The sequence below is a fragment of the Skermanella mucosa genome, assembly GCF_016765655.2.
GTDB classification, from domain to species: Bacteria; Pseudomonadota; Alphaproteobacteria; order Azospirillales; family Azospirillaceae; genus Skermanella; species Skermanella mucosa.
Genome location: NZ_CP086106.1, coordinates 5,596,325 through 5,611,173 on the forward strand (window position 1 = coordinate 5,596,325; position 14,849 = coordinate 5,611,173).

Sequence of the window (14,849 nt, forward strand, 5' to 3'; positions counted from 1 at the left end):
TAACTAATCGTGAATGGGATCGTTGTCAAAGATAACCGCAGGCGGCCAGATCGTCGCGCATATGGGGCGGCGGCGGCGCCACCGCCGTGATCGGCGGCGTTGCGGCATGCAGCGGCAGCGTCACGGAGCGGGCGAGCAGCCGCAGGGGGCCATTCTCCCCCTCCCCTTCGCCGCCATAGAACGGGTCGCCCAGGATCGGCGTGCCGAGCGAGGCGCAATGGATGCGGAGCTGGTGGGTGCGGCCGGTCAGCGGCTTCAGCTCCAGCCAGCTGATCCCCGCCCCGGCACCGAGCACGCGGTACTCGGTCGCCGCCGGCAGCCCGGCCGGGTCGGGCCTGATGCGCCAGCCGCCCGTCTCGGGCAGCACCTTGAGCAGGGGCAGGTCGACGCGCCCCTGGTCGGCCGGCGGAAGCCCGCGCACTACCGCCCAATAGGTCTTCCCGACCAGCCCGCGCGCGAACAGCCGCCCCAGCTTCTTCAATGCCTTCTGGTGCCGTCCCAGCACCAGGCACCCGCTGGTGTCGCGGTCAAGCCGGTGGGCCAGCGCCGGCGGCCTTGCCATCTCGAACCACAGGCCGGGGAGGAAGTCGCCCAGGCTGCCCTGGCCGCGCGGCCCGGGATGGACCAGCAGCCCGGCGGGCTTGTCCAGGATCAGCACGTCGTGGTCCAGGTGCAGTACCCGGGCGCGCAGTTCCTCCGCGGTCACGATCGGAAAGCCTTCGGCATCTCGGTCACTCAGCCTGACGGGATGGTGATGACGGGAAGGGGGGATTCCCCCGACGTCTGCATGACGGCCGCCAGCAGCATCAGCAGCCCGAAGACGCGTTTGGACATGAAATCGTCGTTCCGAACATAGTACCAGGCGCCGTCGTATTCCACGGCGACGAAGGCGCCCTCGGGACGGGCGGATCGCGACTCGATGCGCAGGGAATTGTCGGCCGGACGCCGGGGCGAGCGGGTCGGATAGGTCCGCCCCTCCCGGACGGCGGCCTCGGGCACCTGGATCTCGTCGGCGACCGTGTTGAGGATTTCGATCAGCGAGCGGGTATAGATCGAGATCTCGTCGGACCGGTCCTGGCGGAACCCGAACACGATCCGGAACTTGCGGGCGGACGGGTCGAGCCGGAGAAGCCGCAGCAGCCTGGTGGCCCGGGGGTCGAGCCTGCCGTCGGCCTCGTCGACCAGCAGGGAGACCTGCCGGTGGTCGCCGTGGCCCCTGAATTCCAGGCCGAGCATGCCCGCGGCCCTCAGCTCCTCCATCAGTTCCAGGGCTTCCCGGTTGCGCCACCCTTCCGGCCTCGCCCCCTCCCGCGCCGGCCCGACGGGAATGCCGTTCAGGCTCTTGATCGCCAGCCGCAGTGTCGCGTCGGCCGGAGCGCCCGTCGTCAGCATCGCGACCAGTTCATAGGGCGGCAGCGGCGTCAGCAGCATCCTGGCATAGTCGGCGCCGCGGACAGGGTTGTAGGTGATCGTCGGGCGGTCGCTGAAGGTGCCGCCGATCCCGACCGAGACGTCGTCCCGGAACCAGTATTCGGGCCGGACCAGGTTGGTGCCCAGATCGACCCGCCCCTCGACCGAGTAGCCGGCGACGATCTGGCCGACCGTGCTCAGGGTCGGGGTATCGCCGAAGCGCAGCTTCACGATGTTCAGCAGCATCTCGCGCTGGGCCGACTGGGCGGTCGCCTGGGCATAGTCGAGGCCGTCCCAGCCGATCGCCCGCGGGCCGACCCCGGAACAGCCCGGCAGGGCCAGCAATCCGCCGCACAGGATCCAGACGGCCCGCCGGGGACCTCTTCGCAGGGGCATGCCCTCTCCTCTTCCGTCGCCTCGCGGGAGTGTGCAGGGCCGAGGCGGGATCGGCCAGCGCCCCTTGGCGGCGCATCGGGAGAGCCGGGTTGCCATCGCCCGGCTAAATTGGGTTAACTTCGGCCCGAACACGCCTCGACGGTGTTGAACAGACCCAACGGAAAAGATGTCATGAACTTCGTCACGCCGAACGACTTCACCGCCGACCGCGCCTGGGGAGCGCTCGACATCGCCGAGATCGACGGCGCCACCGTCCGCCTGCACTGGACCGACCAGCCCTATGTCTGGCACGTCAACGACGGGCCGGAAGTGTTCGTCGTGCTGGACGGCATCGTCGACATGAAGTTCGGCGACCCCGCCGCCCCGCTGGTGCGCCGGATGACGAAGGGCGACATCTTCCACGCCGCCGAGGGCGAAGCCCACGTGGCGCACCCCGAAGGCGTCGCCCGCGTTCTCGTGATCGAGCGCAAGGGCAGCGTCTGAGGTGGCGGGCGGGAAGACGCGCCGCCGCGCCCGCCGCCGCAAGCCGGGCGGTCTGGTCCTCCATGTGAACTCCAGCCTTTCCCCCGAGAAGAAGCTGCTGGTGCGGGGAGGCATCATCCTCGCGCTGGTCTTCACCGTGATGGGGATCTTCTGGTTCGACCGCGAAGGGCTGAAGGACAATCTCGACGGGCACATCAGCTTCAGCGACATCCTCTACTTCACCGCCGTCACCGTCACCACGGTCGGCTACGGCGACATCGTCCCGGTCACCGACACCGCCAGGCTGATCGACGCCTTCGCCGTCACGCCGATCCGCATCTTCATCTGGTTCATCTTCCTGGGCACGGCCTACGAGTTCGTCGTGCAGAAGATCGTCGAGGATTTCCGCATGAGCCGCATCCAGCAGAATCTCCGGGACCACGTCGTGCTGTGCGGGTTCGGGCACAGCGGCATGATCGCCGCCCGGGAGATGATCGCCAAAGGACATCCCGACGACGCGGTCGTCGCCATCGACGTGTCGGAGGAACGGGTCCGCGCCGCCGCCGACGCGGGATTCATCGGGCTGCTCGGCGACGCCACCAGCGAGGAGCTGCTGACCATGGCCTGCGTCGACAGCGCCAAGGCGGTGCTCGTCAACACCCGGCGCGACGACACCAACATCCTGGTCATCCTGACCGTGCGGCACCTGTCGTCGAGCACCCGGATCGTCGCCAGCATCCGGGACGAGGAGAACATCAAGCTCGCCCGGCTGAGCGGCGCCGACCTGGTGGTGACCCCGACCCGGATCGGCGGCTACCTGCTGGCCGACGCGGTCGCCTCGCAGCATGCCACGCCGTTCCTGTGCGACCTGATGTCGGCCGGCGGGCACATGGTCATGAAGGAACACCCGGCGGGTCCCGAGGATATCGGCAGGACCATGGCGGAGGTGGCCTCGGGGGTGGTCGTCCACGTCCATTCCAACGGGCGGGAGATCCCGTTCATCGATCGCGAGCGCTACGTCATCCGCGAAGGCGACCGGCTGCTGATGATCTGCCCGTCGTCCGGGGACAAGCCGAAGTCCGGCTGACCCGCGTCAGCTGGTCTTGGCGGCGGTCCGCCGGCGCGGCGGCTTGCCGCCTCCCTTGGCGGCGGGTTTGCCCGGCCGCTGGGGATGGTGGTAGCGGTGCTTGGCCTGCACCGGCCGGCCGGCGGCGCGGTCTTCCAGGCGGCCGGCATGGCAGGCGTCGCAGATCCGGAACCGGTGGGCCGCCTTCAGGGTGGCGCCGCAGGACGGGCAGGCGCGCGGCAGGCTGCGGGCGGCCAGGGTCCGCTCGATGAAGGAATTCAGCTCCTGCCGGCGCTCCAGGCACAGGTCCATCTCGGGATAGGCGTCCGGGAAGCGGTAGGCCAGCCAGGCATAGGCGGTCAGGTCCTTCACCGCCTTCTCCGACGCCTCCAGCTCCACGTCGGTGCCGGTGTCGTGGGTGAAGCGGCCGGAGACGCCGGGGCTCGGGTTGGGCTGGCCCCGGCCCTGGTTGACCGCCCACATGCGGAGCAGCCGGAGCTGGTTGGGGTCGCGCACGTCGATCGGGCAGCGCGACAGCAGGTCGCGGGTCTCCAGCGGCAGCTTCGCGTGGTCCACCGCCAGCGCCGCCTGGATACGCCCTTCCAGGTCGGTCATCCGGAAGGTCTGGTGGGCGCGCAGCAGCTCCTGCCCCGCCGTGCGCAGCACCCGGGCGAGGCTGTCGGTCCCCAGCTCGTGGGCGATCGCCTTGACGTGCGAGGTCGCCGGCGAGATCCACGGCCGCGGGTCCTCCGGATCGACCGGCTTGGAGGTCAGGGCACGCCGGACCGGGCTGATGTTCTCGCCCTCCAGCACCGCGACGCGGCCCTCCTCGTGCATGCCGAAGCGCCCCGCCCGGCCGCCGATCTGGCGGACCTCCGGCGGCAGCAGGTCGCGCTCCTCCCGGCCGTCGTACTTGCGGGTGGTGGACAGGATGATGCGGGCGATCGGCAGGTTCAGGCCCATGCCGATCGCGTCGGTCGCGACCAGCACGTCGGCCTGCCCCTCGCGGAACCGGCGCGCCTCGGCGCGGCGCACCTCGGGCGACAGCGCGCCGTAGATCACCGCGACCGAGTGGCCGCGCTGGAGCAGCTCGGCGCGCAAGCCCAGCACGTCGCGGCGGGAGAAGGCGACCAGCGCGTCGGCCCGGCGGATGTCGCCCAGCGAGACGCCGCCCTCCTGGACGCGGAGCGGCGACTTGCGGGTGAACTCGACGATCTCCAGCTCCTCCCCCGTCGCCGCGGCGAGCCGCTGGATATAGGGGATCGCGTCGGCCGACCCGGTCATGATGATCTCGGAGGCGGCCATGCCGGCCACGGCGGCGGTCCAGGCCCAGCCGCGGTCGTGGTCGCCGATCATCTGGATCTCGTCGATCACGCACACGTCCATGACGCGGTTGGTGTTCGCCATCTCGATGGTGGAGGACACGAAGTCGGCGCCGGGCCGCACGTCGCGCTCCTCGCCGGTGATCAGGCTGCACGGCCGGCCGCGGGTCTCGATCGCCTCCTGCCCTTCCAGCGCCAGCAGCCGAAGCGGCGCCAGGTAGGCGCCCTTGCGGCCCTCGGCCAGCCGGTCCATGGCGGCGTGGGTCTTGCCCGAATTGGTCGGCCCGACGAACAGCCGGAGCTTCCGGATCATGGCGCGGGCCGCCGCGAAGCTGTCGAGATAGACGCCGAGCCCCGACGCGGACTCCAGCGAGGCGCGGCGCACCCGGACGCCGGCGCGGGCCGCCGCCGTCGCGAAAGCCTCCTCCAGCGCGTCGAGCAGGGTCTCCAGGCGCGGGGTCCGGCCGCCGAAGCCCAGCACGCGCACTAGGTCGTCCGAGAAGGCCTGCGGCTTCCAGGTGCCGCCGAACGCCTTGGCGCGCTCCGCGACCGATTCGACCCACGCGTCGATCTGCGCCTCGGCCTCCTCGATCCGGCCGGAGCCCTTGACCGCCGCCTTGACCCGCCTGGCCAGCGCCTTGATCTCGTTGCGGCCGGCGCCGTCCGGCGTCTCCAGCAGGTCGACCAGCTCGCGCTCGACGTCCTCGACCGGGCCGACCACGGTCCGGAAGCGGGATTTAAGCCGGCGCTTCGGGTTGGCGCCGGGGATCACGAAGTCATGGGCGCCGGCGATCGACCAGCGGGCGGGCACGACGTCCAGGTCGACCTCGATGCCGTCCCCGCGCAGGATGGCCGCCATCGCGCGCAGCGCGTCGCGCCGTTCCAAGCTGTCCGTCAGTTCCGCCATGTCGCGACCATCATTTCCTGCCATGCTCCCCTCGTATGGTATGCGGCGACGGCGATATCAACCGTCGCGATGTGCGAATCGGCGCGCTCGGACCTGTTTTTTCCACCCCGCATGCTGGTAGGCTGCGGTACGGATCGGGTCCGCGGGAAGGCGAAGGGGATGATCAGGCGAATCGGTATCGGGCTGGCCGGCTGCGCGGCCGTCGGGGCCGCCCTGTCGGCCGTCGTGTTCCTCGCCGCGCCGGACGACCTGCGCGAGCCGACCGACGAGGAGATCCGCGGCAGCGTCGCCGCGACCGTCCGCGCCCTGGCCCCGCGCGAGGAGCTGGAGCTGCGACTCGCCGAGAGCCTGAAATCAGGCGATCCGGAGGAGGCCGAGGACTGGTTCCACCTCGCCGGCCTGACCGGCGTGGAGATCGACCCCGCCCTGCGCCGCGAATTCGACGAGCAGACGGCGCTGCTTCCCACGATGCTGCGCTCGGCCACGGCCGGGGCGGCAGGCTTCGTCACCGGCGCGGGCGACAGCACCGCCGGGACCGTGGGCGCCTTCCTGTCCGACCTGACCGTTGTCGGCGACCTGCGGGACGCGGCGGCCCAGACCGGCAACATGCTCCAGGGCGAGCCGGTGGACGAGGTGATCCTGGCCCTGTCCGCCGCCGGGATCGGGCTGACCGCCGCGACCGTTGCGTCCGGCGGCACCGCCCTGCCGGTCAAGATCGGCGCTTCGGTGGTCAAGATGGCTCACCGGACCGGCCGCATGACCCGGGGCTTCGCCCGGTCGCTCGCGGACCTGGGCCGGCTGAAGGACACCGCGAAGCTGGAAAGGTCGCTGGAATCGCTGGGCGCCCTGGGCAAGGCGACCTCGCCGCGCGGCGCCCTGACCGTGATGCGCAGCCTGGAACACGTGGACGACCTGCCCCGGGCCGAGCGGCTGGCCGTCGCCGTAGGCAAGCCCACGGCGGGCGTCTTCAGGGTAGCCGGCCGCCGGGCCTTCGACGGCTTGGCAAAGGTCGCGGTGCGGTCGGCCGCCGCGGTCTGGGCGCTGGCGGCCCTGCTGATATCCGCCGCGGTCGGGTTCGTCGGCCTCGTGCTGACGGCTCTGGGAATGCTCGGAACTCTGAGGATGGTGTGGCGAATGGTCGCCGGCCGGCCCGCCGTCAGCCGATCAGGCGCATCGCGGCCATGAAAGCGCCCGCCAAGGCGCCCAGTCCCAGGAAGAAGATGGCTGTCCGCCGGATCGTCTCTGTCACGCCCTGCATTGCTGATCCCTCCCCCGACATTATCACGGACGCTTCGGCATCCTTTCTTTTCCGCCCCAACAGGACGGCGGGGGGATCGTCACGAATATCTCCTACTACGTCAATAGACATTTGTTGGCCGCGGAGGGCGCCGCCTCCCGCGCGGCCTACTTCATGCTGCAGCTGCTTGGATCACGGATGGACACGGAGAGCGCCGGGAGACCGGCAAGGAGTAGCGGGTGAAAGTCCTGTACGGTGAAGGAGTAGCGCCCCACACCGGCCCCGAGTCATGCGGCGGCGGTCGTGAGGCTGTCGGCGAAGCGTTGACAGGGGAGCGCATAGGCCAGCCATTGAGCCGCGTAAGAATCTCGATCCCGGATGCCGACAGGGTTCTGTGCCTGGAAGGCGATACGGCGGGGTGCGTCATGCGAGCACCCCGGCGGTCCGGCGTGGTCAGAGACCCTGGCATGTGCGGACGCTCCTTGCGCGGGAACCGGGAGATCTTCGGCGTGACCAGAGGCCGATGGCCGTCTGGTCCGCACCGGGAAGGCGAGGAGCCGTAGCCGGTGACGCACGCGCCGAAGAGGTCAGACCCATCCATAGTACCTGTGAAGTCGGCGAACGCGGACGCGGAGCCGGTGGAGGGAAGGGGTGGGGCCGAGGGGAATGCGTCTCCGCCGCACACGGGCCGGGCTCAGGACCGGGCACCCGTGCTCTCGGGGCTGGAGCGCATACGTCAAGCGGCACGGGAGCGAAAGGAGGAGCGGTTCACCACCCTTCTGACGCACGTGGATACCGACCTGCTGCGCTTTGCCTATCGGGCATTGAAGCGGGACGCGGCTCCGGGTGTGGACGGAATGACGTGGCGGGAGTACGCGGAGGGGCTGGAGGAACGGCTGGCGGACCTGAAGGACCGCGTGCATTCCGGCCGCTACCGGGCGCACCCGTCACGCCGGCATTTCATTCCCAAGCCGGACGGCCGGATGCGGCCGCTCGGGATCGCGGCACTGGAGGACAAGATCGTCCAGCGGGCGCTGGTGGAGGTGCTGAACGCCATCTACGAGGAAGACTTCCTCGGCTTCTCCTACGGCTTCCGGCCGGGACGGGGGCAGCACGACGCGCTCGACGCGTTGGCGGTGGCGATCGGCGAGTGCCGGGTGAACTGGATCCTGGATGCGGACATCCGGGCGTTCTTCGACAGCATCGACCACATGTGGATCATGCGGTTCCTGGAACACCGGATCGGCGATGCCCGCGTCCTGCGGCTGATCCGCAAGTGGCTGACGGTAGGCGTGGTGGACGAGACGGGGAAACGGCAGCCGGCGACGGCCGGCAGCCCGCAAGGGGCGGTGGCATCGCCACTGCTGGCCAACGTCTATCTCCACTATGTCTACGACCTGTGGACCCGGCAGTGGCGCCATCGCCACGCGACCGGGACCATGGTCATGGTGCGCTACGCCGACGACACCGTCGTCGGGTTCGAGCACCGGTCGGACGCCGAGCGGTTCCTCGCGGACCTGCGGGAGCGCCTGGCGCGGTTCGCCCTGGAACTGAACGCCGACAAGACCCGCCTGATCGAGTTCGGCCGGCAGGCAACTGCCGACCGGGCCAAGCGCGGCGCGGGCAAACCGGAGACCTTCGACTTCCTGGGCTTCACCCACATCTGTGGGCGGTCCCGGCGTGGCGGCTTCCTGCTGCGACGCCAGACCCGGCGCCAGCGCAAGCAGGCCAAGCTCAAGGAAATCAAGGAGGAACTCCGGCGGCGCTGGCACCAGGGCATCCCGGAGCAAGGCCGGTGGTTGGGACAGGTGATGCGCGGCTTCTACGCCTACTTCGCCGTCCCGACCAACTACCGAGCCCTTGCCAACCTGCGCTACCATGTCGGCGTCCTGTGGATGAGGGCGCTGCGTCGGCGCAGCCAGAAGGACAAGACACCGTGGGACAAACTCACGCGCCTTGCCGACTGCTGGCTACCACGGCCGCGCATCATCCATCCCTGGCCCGGAAACCGCTTCCGCGTCAAACACCCAAGGTGGGAGCCGGATGCCTTAATCGGGCACGTCCGGTTCTGTGCGGGGGGCGCCCGGTAACGGGCGTCCCTACCGCGATTAGGCACGGATGGACAAGGATTAGAAGTAATCCCGTCCGTGGCAGACGCCCGCCGGGAAGGCACGGCGCGCCGGGAATCCGTGCCCATCCGTGCCTATCCCGTTCATCCGTGATCCTTGACGTTACCGCCCATCAACCTTTCGCCGCCTTCAGCAACGCCCGGAGCGGAGGTCGGCCTTACTTCTTCCCGGAGTTTCCCGACCCGGAATTCTTGGCAGCGGCGCTTTGGGCGCGCGCCGCGAAACTTCCCTTGGCGACGCCGCCATCCCCGGACTTCGCCGTCGCTCCCTGGATGCGTGCCGCAGCGCCGGGGGTCATCGGGCTTTTTCCTCCACCTGCTGCCCCCCCTTTTCCTCCACCTTTCGCCATAATCTGCTCCATAGTTAATAATGCCTTACCAAGCCATCTGGGCAATCAAGAATAGTCTTCTGCTGTCGCCCCGACCAATGTCAATATAATCAAGTCATCAGCACATGAAAAGGAAGGCGGAACAGTTTTTTCAAATGGTTTCCTGTATTAATTATTAGAATTCTAATATTTTCTTGTCTCCATCGAAATACATTTGTGTGCCATTCTGAGAAAACGGTAACCAGCCGACGTCAGCTCATCCAGTGCAGGTCATCGAAGCGGCATCATCCTCAGTCTTCTGGCGAGCAATGTCTTCCTCCGATGTCGCATCCAACCGGTCGTAATCAACACTCGGGGTCAACGGCACCGTCCGCCCATCCGGAAGAGCGCGAACCATGGAGCCGTCCTGTTCAAGCCTTGCCCTCACGGTGTCCATCACCTTGTACTCCCAAGTATCAGGAAATGAAGCGCTTACCCGATCCGCATCCGGCCGCCGCTACCCCGTCCATCCCCTCTCTGCCGCCACCGCCCTCGCCACCACGATCCATTCCTCCCCCTCCTCGGCGTCCAGCAGCGCCAGGATCGGGGGCCAGACCGGGAGCTTGGCGCGGCGGCGCTGCTCGACCAGGGCCTCGATCTCGTCGGGGGTCGGCAGGCGGTCGCCCTTCAGGATGTTGCAGCGGCGGTGGGCCAGCACCGTGTTGGCGATGTCGTCGATGCCGCCGTAGCATTGCGGGATGAAGTGGTCGACGGTGGCCTTGGCGCCCACCGGCTCGCCGCAGTAGAAGCACCGCCCCTGCTGGCTGATCGCCATCAGCTTCGGATCGCCCGCCTTCAGCATGCCGCCGGATCCTCCCCCCGTCAGTATTGCCGGTACTTCAGGAACTTCCCGCTGAGCGTGATGGCGACGCGGTCGCCGGCCGGATCGGGCTTGCGCGTGATGTCCATGTCGAAGTCGATGGCGCTCATGATGCCGTCGCCGAACTCCTCCTCGATCAGCGCCTTGAAGGTCGTGCCGTAGACCTGCACCAGCTCGTAGAACCGGTAGATCAGCGGATCGGTCGGCACCGCCTGCCCCAGCGAGCCGCGCGACGGGATCTGCTGGAGCAGCTTGACCTCGTGCTCGTTCAGGTCCAGGGCGTCGCCGACCTTCGCCGCCGCGTCGGCCGGCAGGGCCATCTGGCCCATCAGGGCGGCGGTCGTGAACTCCTTCGACAGGCCGGCCTCCTCCGCGATGCCCTTCCAGGTGAGGTCCCGGTCGATCTTGATGCGGATGATCTTCTCGGTCAGTTCGGCGCGCGTGATGGCGTGGTTCATGATGACTACCTCCTCCCCAGGGACATGCGGGACCGCCATTCTACCAGGAGTGAGCACCGGGGGTAAGCCGGTCCGGCGCCTCCGCCGCGCGAGGCTTGCCAGGCCGGCCGATTGTTGCGACGCTGTCGCGGTCGGCATCTCCGGGCCAGGACCATCGCGCATGGCGTATCACCACGACATCGGCGGCACCCGCCATTCCTTCGCGGACCTGAAGGACCTGCTGGCGAAGGCCTCGCCGGCGCGCTCGGGCGACCATCTCGCCGGGCTGGCCGCCGACAGCGCGGAGCAGCGGGTCGCCGCCCGCCTCGCCCTCGCCGACCTGCCGCTCAAGGCGTTCCTGACCGAAGCGGTCGTCCCCTACGAGCAGGACGAGGTCACGCGGCTGATCGCCGACACCCACGACGCCGGGGCCTTCGCGCCGGTGGCCTCCCTCACGGTCGGGGGGTTCCGCGACTGGCTGCTGTCCGATGCCGCCGACACGCCCGCCCTGAAGGCGCTGGCGCCCGGCATCACGCCGGAGATGGCGGCGGCCGTCTCCAAGCTGATGCGCAACCAGGACCTGATCGCGGTCGCCCGCCGCATCCGGGTCGTCACCGGCTTCCGCACCACGATCGGGCTGCCCGGCCGGCTCTCGGTCCGCATCCAGCCGAACCACCCCTCCGACGACGCCAAAGGCATCGCCGCCTCCATGCTGGACGGCCTGCTGTACGGCTGCGGCGACGCCGTGGTCGGGATCAACCCGGCGAGCGACAATATCCCGACGACCCTGCGGCTGCTGGAGATGCTGGAAGAGTTCCGCATCCGCTACGACGTGCCCATGCAGTCCTGCATCCTGGCCCACGTCACCAACACGCTGGAGGCGATCCACCGGGGCGCGCCGGTGGACCTGACCTTCCAGTCCGTCGCCGGCACCCAGGCCGCCAACGAGAGCTTCGGCATCTCCCTCGACCTGCTGGCCGAGGCGCACGCCGCGACCCTGGCGCTGAACCGCGGCACGGTCGGCGACAACGTGATGTATTTCGAGACCGGCCAGGGCAGCGCGCTGTCGGCCGACGCCCACCACGGCGTCGACCAGCAGACCGTCGAGTGCCGGGCCTACGCGGTCGCCCGCCGGTTCAGTCCCCTGCTGGTCAACACCGTGGTCGGTTTCATCGGCCCGGAATACCTGTACGACGGCAAGCAGATCCTGCGCGCCGGGCTGGAGGACCATTTCTGCGGCAAGCTGCTGGGGCTGCCCATGGGAGTGGACGTCTGCTACACCAACCATGCCGAGGCCGACCAGGACGACATGGACAGTCTGCTGACCCTGCTGGGCGTCGCCGGAGTCAACTTCGTGATGGGCGTGCCGGGCGCCGACGACATCATGCTGAACTACCAGAGCACCTCCTACCACGACGCGCTCTATGTCCGCTCGGCCCTCGGCCTGCGCCCGGCGCCCGAGTTCGAGGACTGGCTGCGCCGCATGGCGATCCTGGACCGGGGCGGCCGGATCCGCCCCGCGCTGGCCGGAGAGGCCGGAGCCGCCGCCCTGCTCGGCTACGCTGAGGCGGCGCACCATGGCTGACGACATCGAACACTCGAAAGAGACGCCCGCCGATCCCTGGAACGCGCTGCGCCGCCACACCGCCGCGCGGATCGCCCTGGGCCGCAGCGGCGACGGCCTGCCGACGCGCCACCTGCTCGATTTCCAGCTGGCCCACGCGCGGGCGCGCGACGCGGTCCACCTCGCCTTCGACCCGGAAACCCTCGCGGCATCCCTGCCGCCCGGCCTCGCCGCCGTCACGGTGCGCAGCCGGGCACCGGACCGGGCGACCTATCTCCAGCATCCCGACCTGGGCCGCCGGCTCGACCCGGAGGACCTCCCCCTGCTGCGCCGGGGCGATTACGACGCCGCGTTCGTCCTGGCCGACGGGCTGTCGGCCCGCGCCGTCCACGACCACGCGGCGGACCTGCTGCTGGCCACCCTCGACCGGCTGCCGGGCTGGCGGGTCGCCCCGGTCGTGCTGGCCCGCCAAGCCCGGGTGGCGCTCGGCGACGAGATCGCGGCGGCCCTGGGCGCCGCCTCGGTCGTGATGCTGATCGGCGAGCGGCCCGGCCTCAGCGCCGCCGACAGCCTGGGCGCTTACCTGACCTTCGGCCCGCGGCCCGGCCTGCAGAACGCCGACCGCAACTGCATCTCCAACATCCGGCCGGACGGGCTGGCGATCCCGCCCGCGGCCCGCAAGCTCGCCTTCCTGCTGGCCGAGGCGCGCCGGCTCAAGCTGTCCGGGGTCGGGTTGAAGGACGACGTCCCGGCCGAACTGCTGGCCCCTCCCGATCCCTGACCCCTCCGCCGCCGGCCTTCCCCCCATTCCATTCGATTTCAAAGTTAACTTAACGTTAATCATGCTTGCCCGACGATGGCGCCCCGGGCATCCCGCCTCATCCGCAGCGAGCACGTGCTGGTCTCCACCCCCTCCCCGCATGACATCCTGATCCAGCTGGCGCAGCATACCGGGCTGTTCGCGCTTCTGGCGCTCGTCTTCTCGCAGATCATCCATGCCTCCCGGCTGCACCGGAGCCGGTGGCGGCCGGTCCTCCTGGGAAGTACCTTCGGCGCCTTCGCGATCCTCTGCATGATGATCCCGGTGACCATCGGCGGGGGCCTGATCGTGGACGGCCGGATCGTCATGACGGCACTGTCCGGGATGCTCGGCGGACCGGTCGCGGCGGCGATCGCGGGGATTGCCGCCGCGGCGTTCCGGACCTGGATCGGCGGGCCGACCGCCGCGGCGGCCTGCGCCGTCATCCTGGTCAGCGTGCTGGCCGGCACCGCGGTCTGGTGGCTGGCCGCCCGGCGCGGCCGGCGCGCCCGGTTCCGCGACCTGCTCCTGCTGGCGGGGCTGGTGGCGGTGGTCGGCCAGGCGCCGATCCTGATGCTTCCCTCGCCCGAGATGGCCTGGACCTATCTCACCCTGGCGGCGCTGCCGCTGGCCGCCTCGACGGCCGGCGGCATCGTGGTGCTGGGCGGGCTTCTGCTGATCGAGCTGCGCCGGCTGGTCGAGGAGGACAAGCTGCGCCTGCTCGCCGCCCACGCCACCGACATCATCTCGCGCTCCGACCAGGCGGGGCGGTACCTCTATGTCTCGCCGGCCTGCCGGGAGATCCTGGGTTTCGACGCCGAGGAGCTGGTCGGCAACTCGTTCGACTCGGTGGTCCATCCCGACGACCTGCCCTCCGTGCGGGCCGTGATGGCGTCGCTGACGCCGCAGGCGCCGCGCCAGATCTTCACCTGCCGGGTCAGGCGGAAGCAGGGCGGCCATGTCTGGGTCGAGGTGACCCTGCGGCTGGTCCCGGCGACCTCGTCCGACACCCTGTGGAACGGCCCGGCCGAGATCGTCAGCGTCGCGCGCGACATCAGCAAGCGCAAGGCGGTGGAGGCCCAGCTGGCCGCCGCCAAGGCCCAGGCCGAGGCGGCGAGCCGCGCCAAGTCCGGCTTCCTCGCCAACATGAGCCACGAGCTGCGGACCCCGCTGAACGCCATCATCGGCTTCGCCGAGCTGATCCGGACGGAGACCATGGGTCCCGTCGGCAACCGGACCTACTGCGACTACGCCAAGGACATCCACGACAGCGGCCATCACCTGCTCAGCCTGATCAACGACGTGCTGGACCTGTCCAAGATCGAGGCCGACCGCCTGGTGCTGGACGAGGAGACGGTCGACCTGAACGCCGTCGTCGCCACCTGCATCCGCATGTCGCGCACCCAGGCGACCCGCGGCGGCGTGACCCTGGACGCCCGCGTCGATCCCGAGGCGGCGCTGGTCCGGGGCGAGCAGCGCCGGCTGGTGCAGGTGCTGCTGAACCTCGTCTCCAACGCGATCAAGTACACCAAGCCGGGCGGCTCGGTCCGGATCGCGACCCGGATGCGGCCCGATGGCTGCCTGGACCTGACCGTGAGCGACACCGGCTGCGGCATCGACGAGCGCGACCTCGCGACGGTGATGCAGCCCTTCGGCCAGATTGACAACCCCTACAACCGGACCAGCCACGGCACCGGCCTCGGGCTGCCCCTGGCCCGCCGGCTGGTCGAGATGCACGACGGCCGGCTGGCGCTGGAAAGCAGGGTCGGCGTCGGCACCACCGCGACGGTGACCCTGCCCGCGCTCCGGGTGATCGAAGCGGTCGCCTGAAAAGAACGCCCCGAAAAGAGCGCCGGAAGGGTCCGCACGGCCCGGCCGCCACGGCCGGAAGAAATTTTCGCACTGCGACAAAGCATTGTTTGGCCCGGACCAC

12 protein-coding genes are annotated in these 14,849 nt (G+C 69.7%); 7 read left to right on the top strand and 5 right to left on the bottom strand.

Annotation, left to right across the window (positions count from 1 at the left end):
- Positions 1-25 precede the first annotated feature (25 nt).
- Both JL100_RS26000 and JL100_RS26005 read right to left on the bottom strand, forming a co-directional pair.
- Positions 26-706, bottom strand: coding sequence for an RluA family pseudouridine synthase (locus JL100_RS26000; protein WP_202680760.1), 681 nt, complete (start codon positions 704-706; stop codon positions 26-28).
- A 29-nt stretch (positions 707-735) separates the two neighbouring features.
- Complete coding sequence (locus JL100_RS26005; protein WP_202680761.1) at positions 736-1,806, bottom strand: hypothetical protein; 1,071 nt, start codon at positions 1,804-1,806, stop codon at positions 736-738.
- A gap of 171 nt (positions 1,807-1,977) precedes the next feature.
- On the opposite strand from JL100_RS26005, the gene JL100_RS26010 reads away from it, so the two are divergent.
- The gene (locus JL100_RS26010) at positions 1,978-2,289 is read left to right on the top strand and encodes a cupin (protein WP_202680762.1); all 312 of its coding nucleotides are present in this window, start codon (positions 1,978-1,980) and stop codon (positions 2,287-2,289) included.
- A 1-nt stretch (position 2,290) separates the two neighbouring features.
- The gene (locus tag JL100_RS26015; RefSeq protein ID WP_228420914.1) at positions 2,291-3,355 is read left to right on the top strand and encodes a potassium channel family protein; all 1,065 of its coding nucleotides are present in this window, start codon (positions 2,291-2,293) and stop codon (positions 3,353-3,355) included.
- Positions 3,356-3,361: 6 nt separating this feature from the next.
- On the opposite strand, the gene JL100_RS26020 is transcribed toward JL100_RS26015, so the two are convergent.
- Complete coding sequence (locus JL100_RS26020; RefSeq protein ID WP_202680763.1) at positions 3,362-5,587, bottom strand: helicase-related protein; 2,226 nt, start codon at positions 5,585-5,587, stop codon at positions 3,362-3,364.
- Positions 5,588-5,722: 135 nt separating this feature from the next.
- Here JL100_RS26020 and JL100_RS26025 point away from each other — a divergent pair, with 135 nt between their 5' ends.
- Both JL100_RS26025 and ltrA read left to right on the top strand, forming a co-directional pair.
- Positions 5,723-6,748 (top strand): hypothetical protein, encoded by a 1,026-nt coding sequence (locus tag JL100_RS26025; protein ID WP_202680764.1) that lies wholly within the window; start codon positions 5,723-5,725, stop codon positions 6,746-6,748.
- Between the two features lie 762 nt (positions 6,749-7,510).
- A complete protein-coding gene (gene ltrA, locus JL100_RS26030) occupies positions 7,511-8,890 on the top strand; it encodes a group II intron reverse transcriptase/maturase (protein WP_407696907.1) in 1,380 nt (459 codons plus the stop codon).
- An 863-nt stretch (positions 8,891-9,753) separates the two neighbouring features.
- Here the strand turns inward: ltrA and JL100_RS26035 are convergent.
- A complete protein-coding gene (locus JL100_RS26035) occupies positions 9,754-10,098 on the bottom strand; it encodes an HNH endonuclease (RefSeq protein ID WP_202684065.1) in 345 nt (114 codons plus the stop codon).
- A 20-nt stretch (positions 10,099-10,118) separates the two neighbouring features.
- Positions 10,119-10,574, bottom strand: coding sequence for a cyanase (gene cynS / locus JL100_RS26040; protein WP_202684064.1), 456 nt, complete (start codon positions 10,572-10,574; stop codon positions 10,119-10,121).
- Positions 10,575-10,734: 160 nt separating this feature from the next.
- Here cynS and JL100_RS26045 point away from each other — a divergent pair, with 160 nt between their 5' ends.
- The 3 genes from JL100_RS26045 to JL100_RS26055 all read left to right on the top strand — a co-directional run bounded on the left by JL100_RS26045 (position 10,735) and on the right by JL100_RS26055 (position 14,746).
- Complete coding sequence (locus tag JL100_RS26045) at positions 10,735-12,138, top strand: ethanolamine ammonia-lyase subunit EutB (protein ID WP_202684063.1); 1,404 nt, start codon at positions 10,735-10,737, stop codon at positions 12,136-12,138.
- Entirely contained in the window at positions 12,131-12,898 is a 768-nt protein-coding gene (eutC, locus tag JL100_RS26050) for an ethanolamine ammonia-lyase subunit EutC (RefSeq protein WP_202684062.1), read from the top strand. Before JL100_RS26045 ends, eutC begins: the two co-directional genes overlap by 8 nt.
- 75 nt (positions 12,899-12,973) lie before the next feature.
- Positions 12,974-14,746 (top strand): ATP-binding protein, encoded by a 1,773-nt coding sequence (locus JL100_RS26055; protein ID WP_202684061.1) that lies wholly within the window; start codon positions 12,974-12,976, stop codon positions 14,744-14,746.
- The last annotated feature ends 103 nt before the right edge of the window (positions 14,747-14,849 follow it).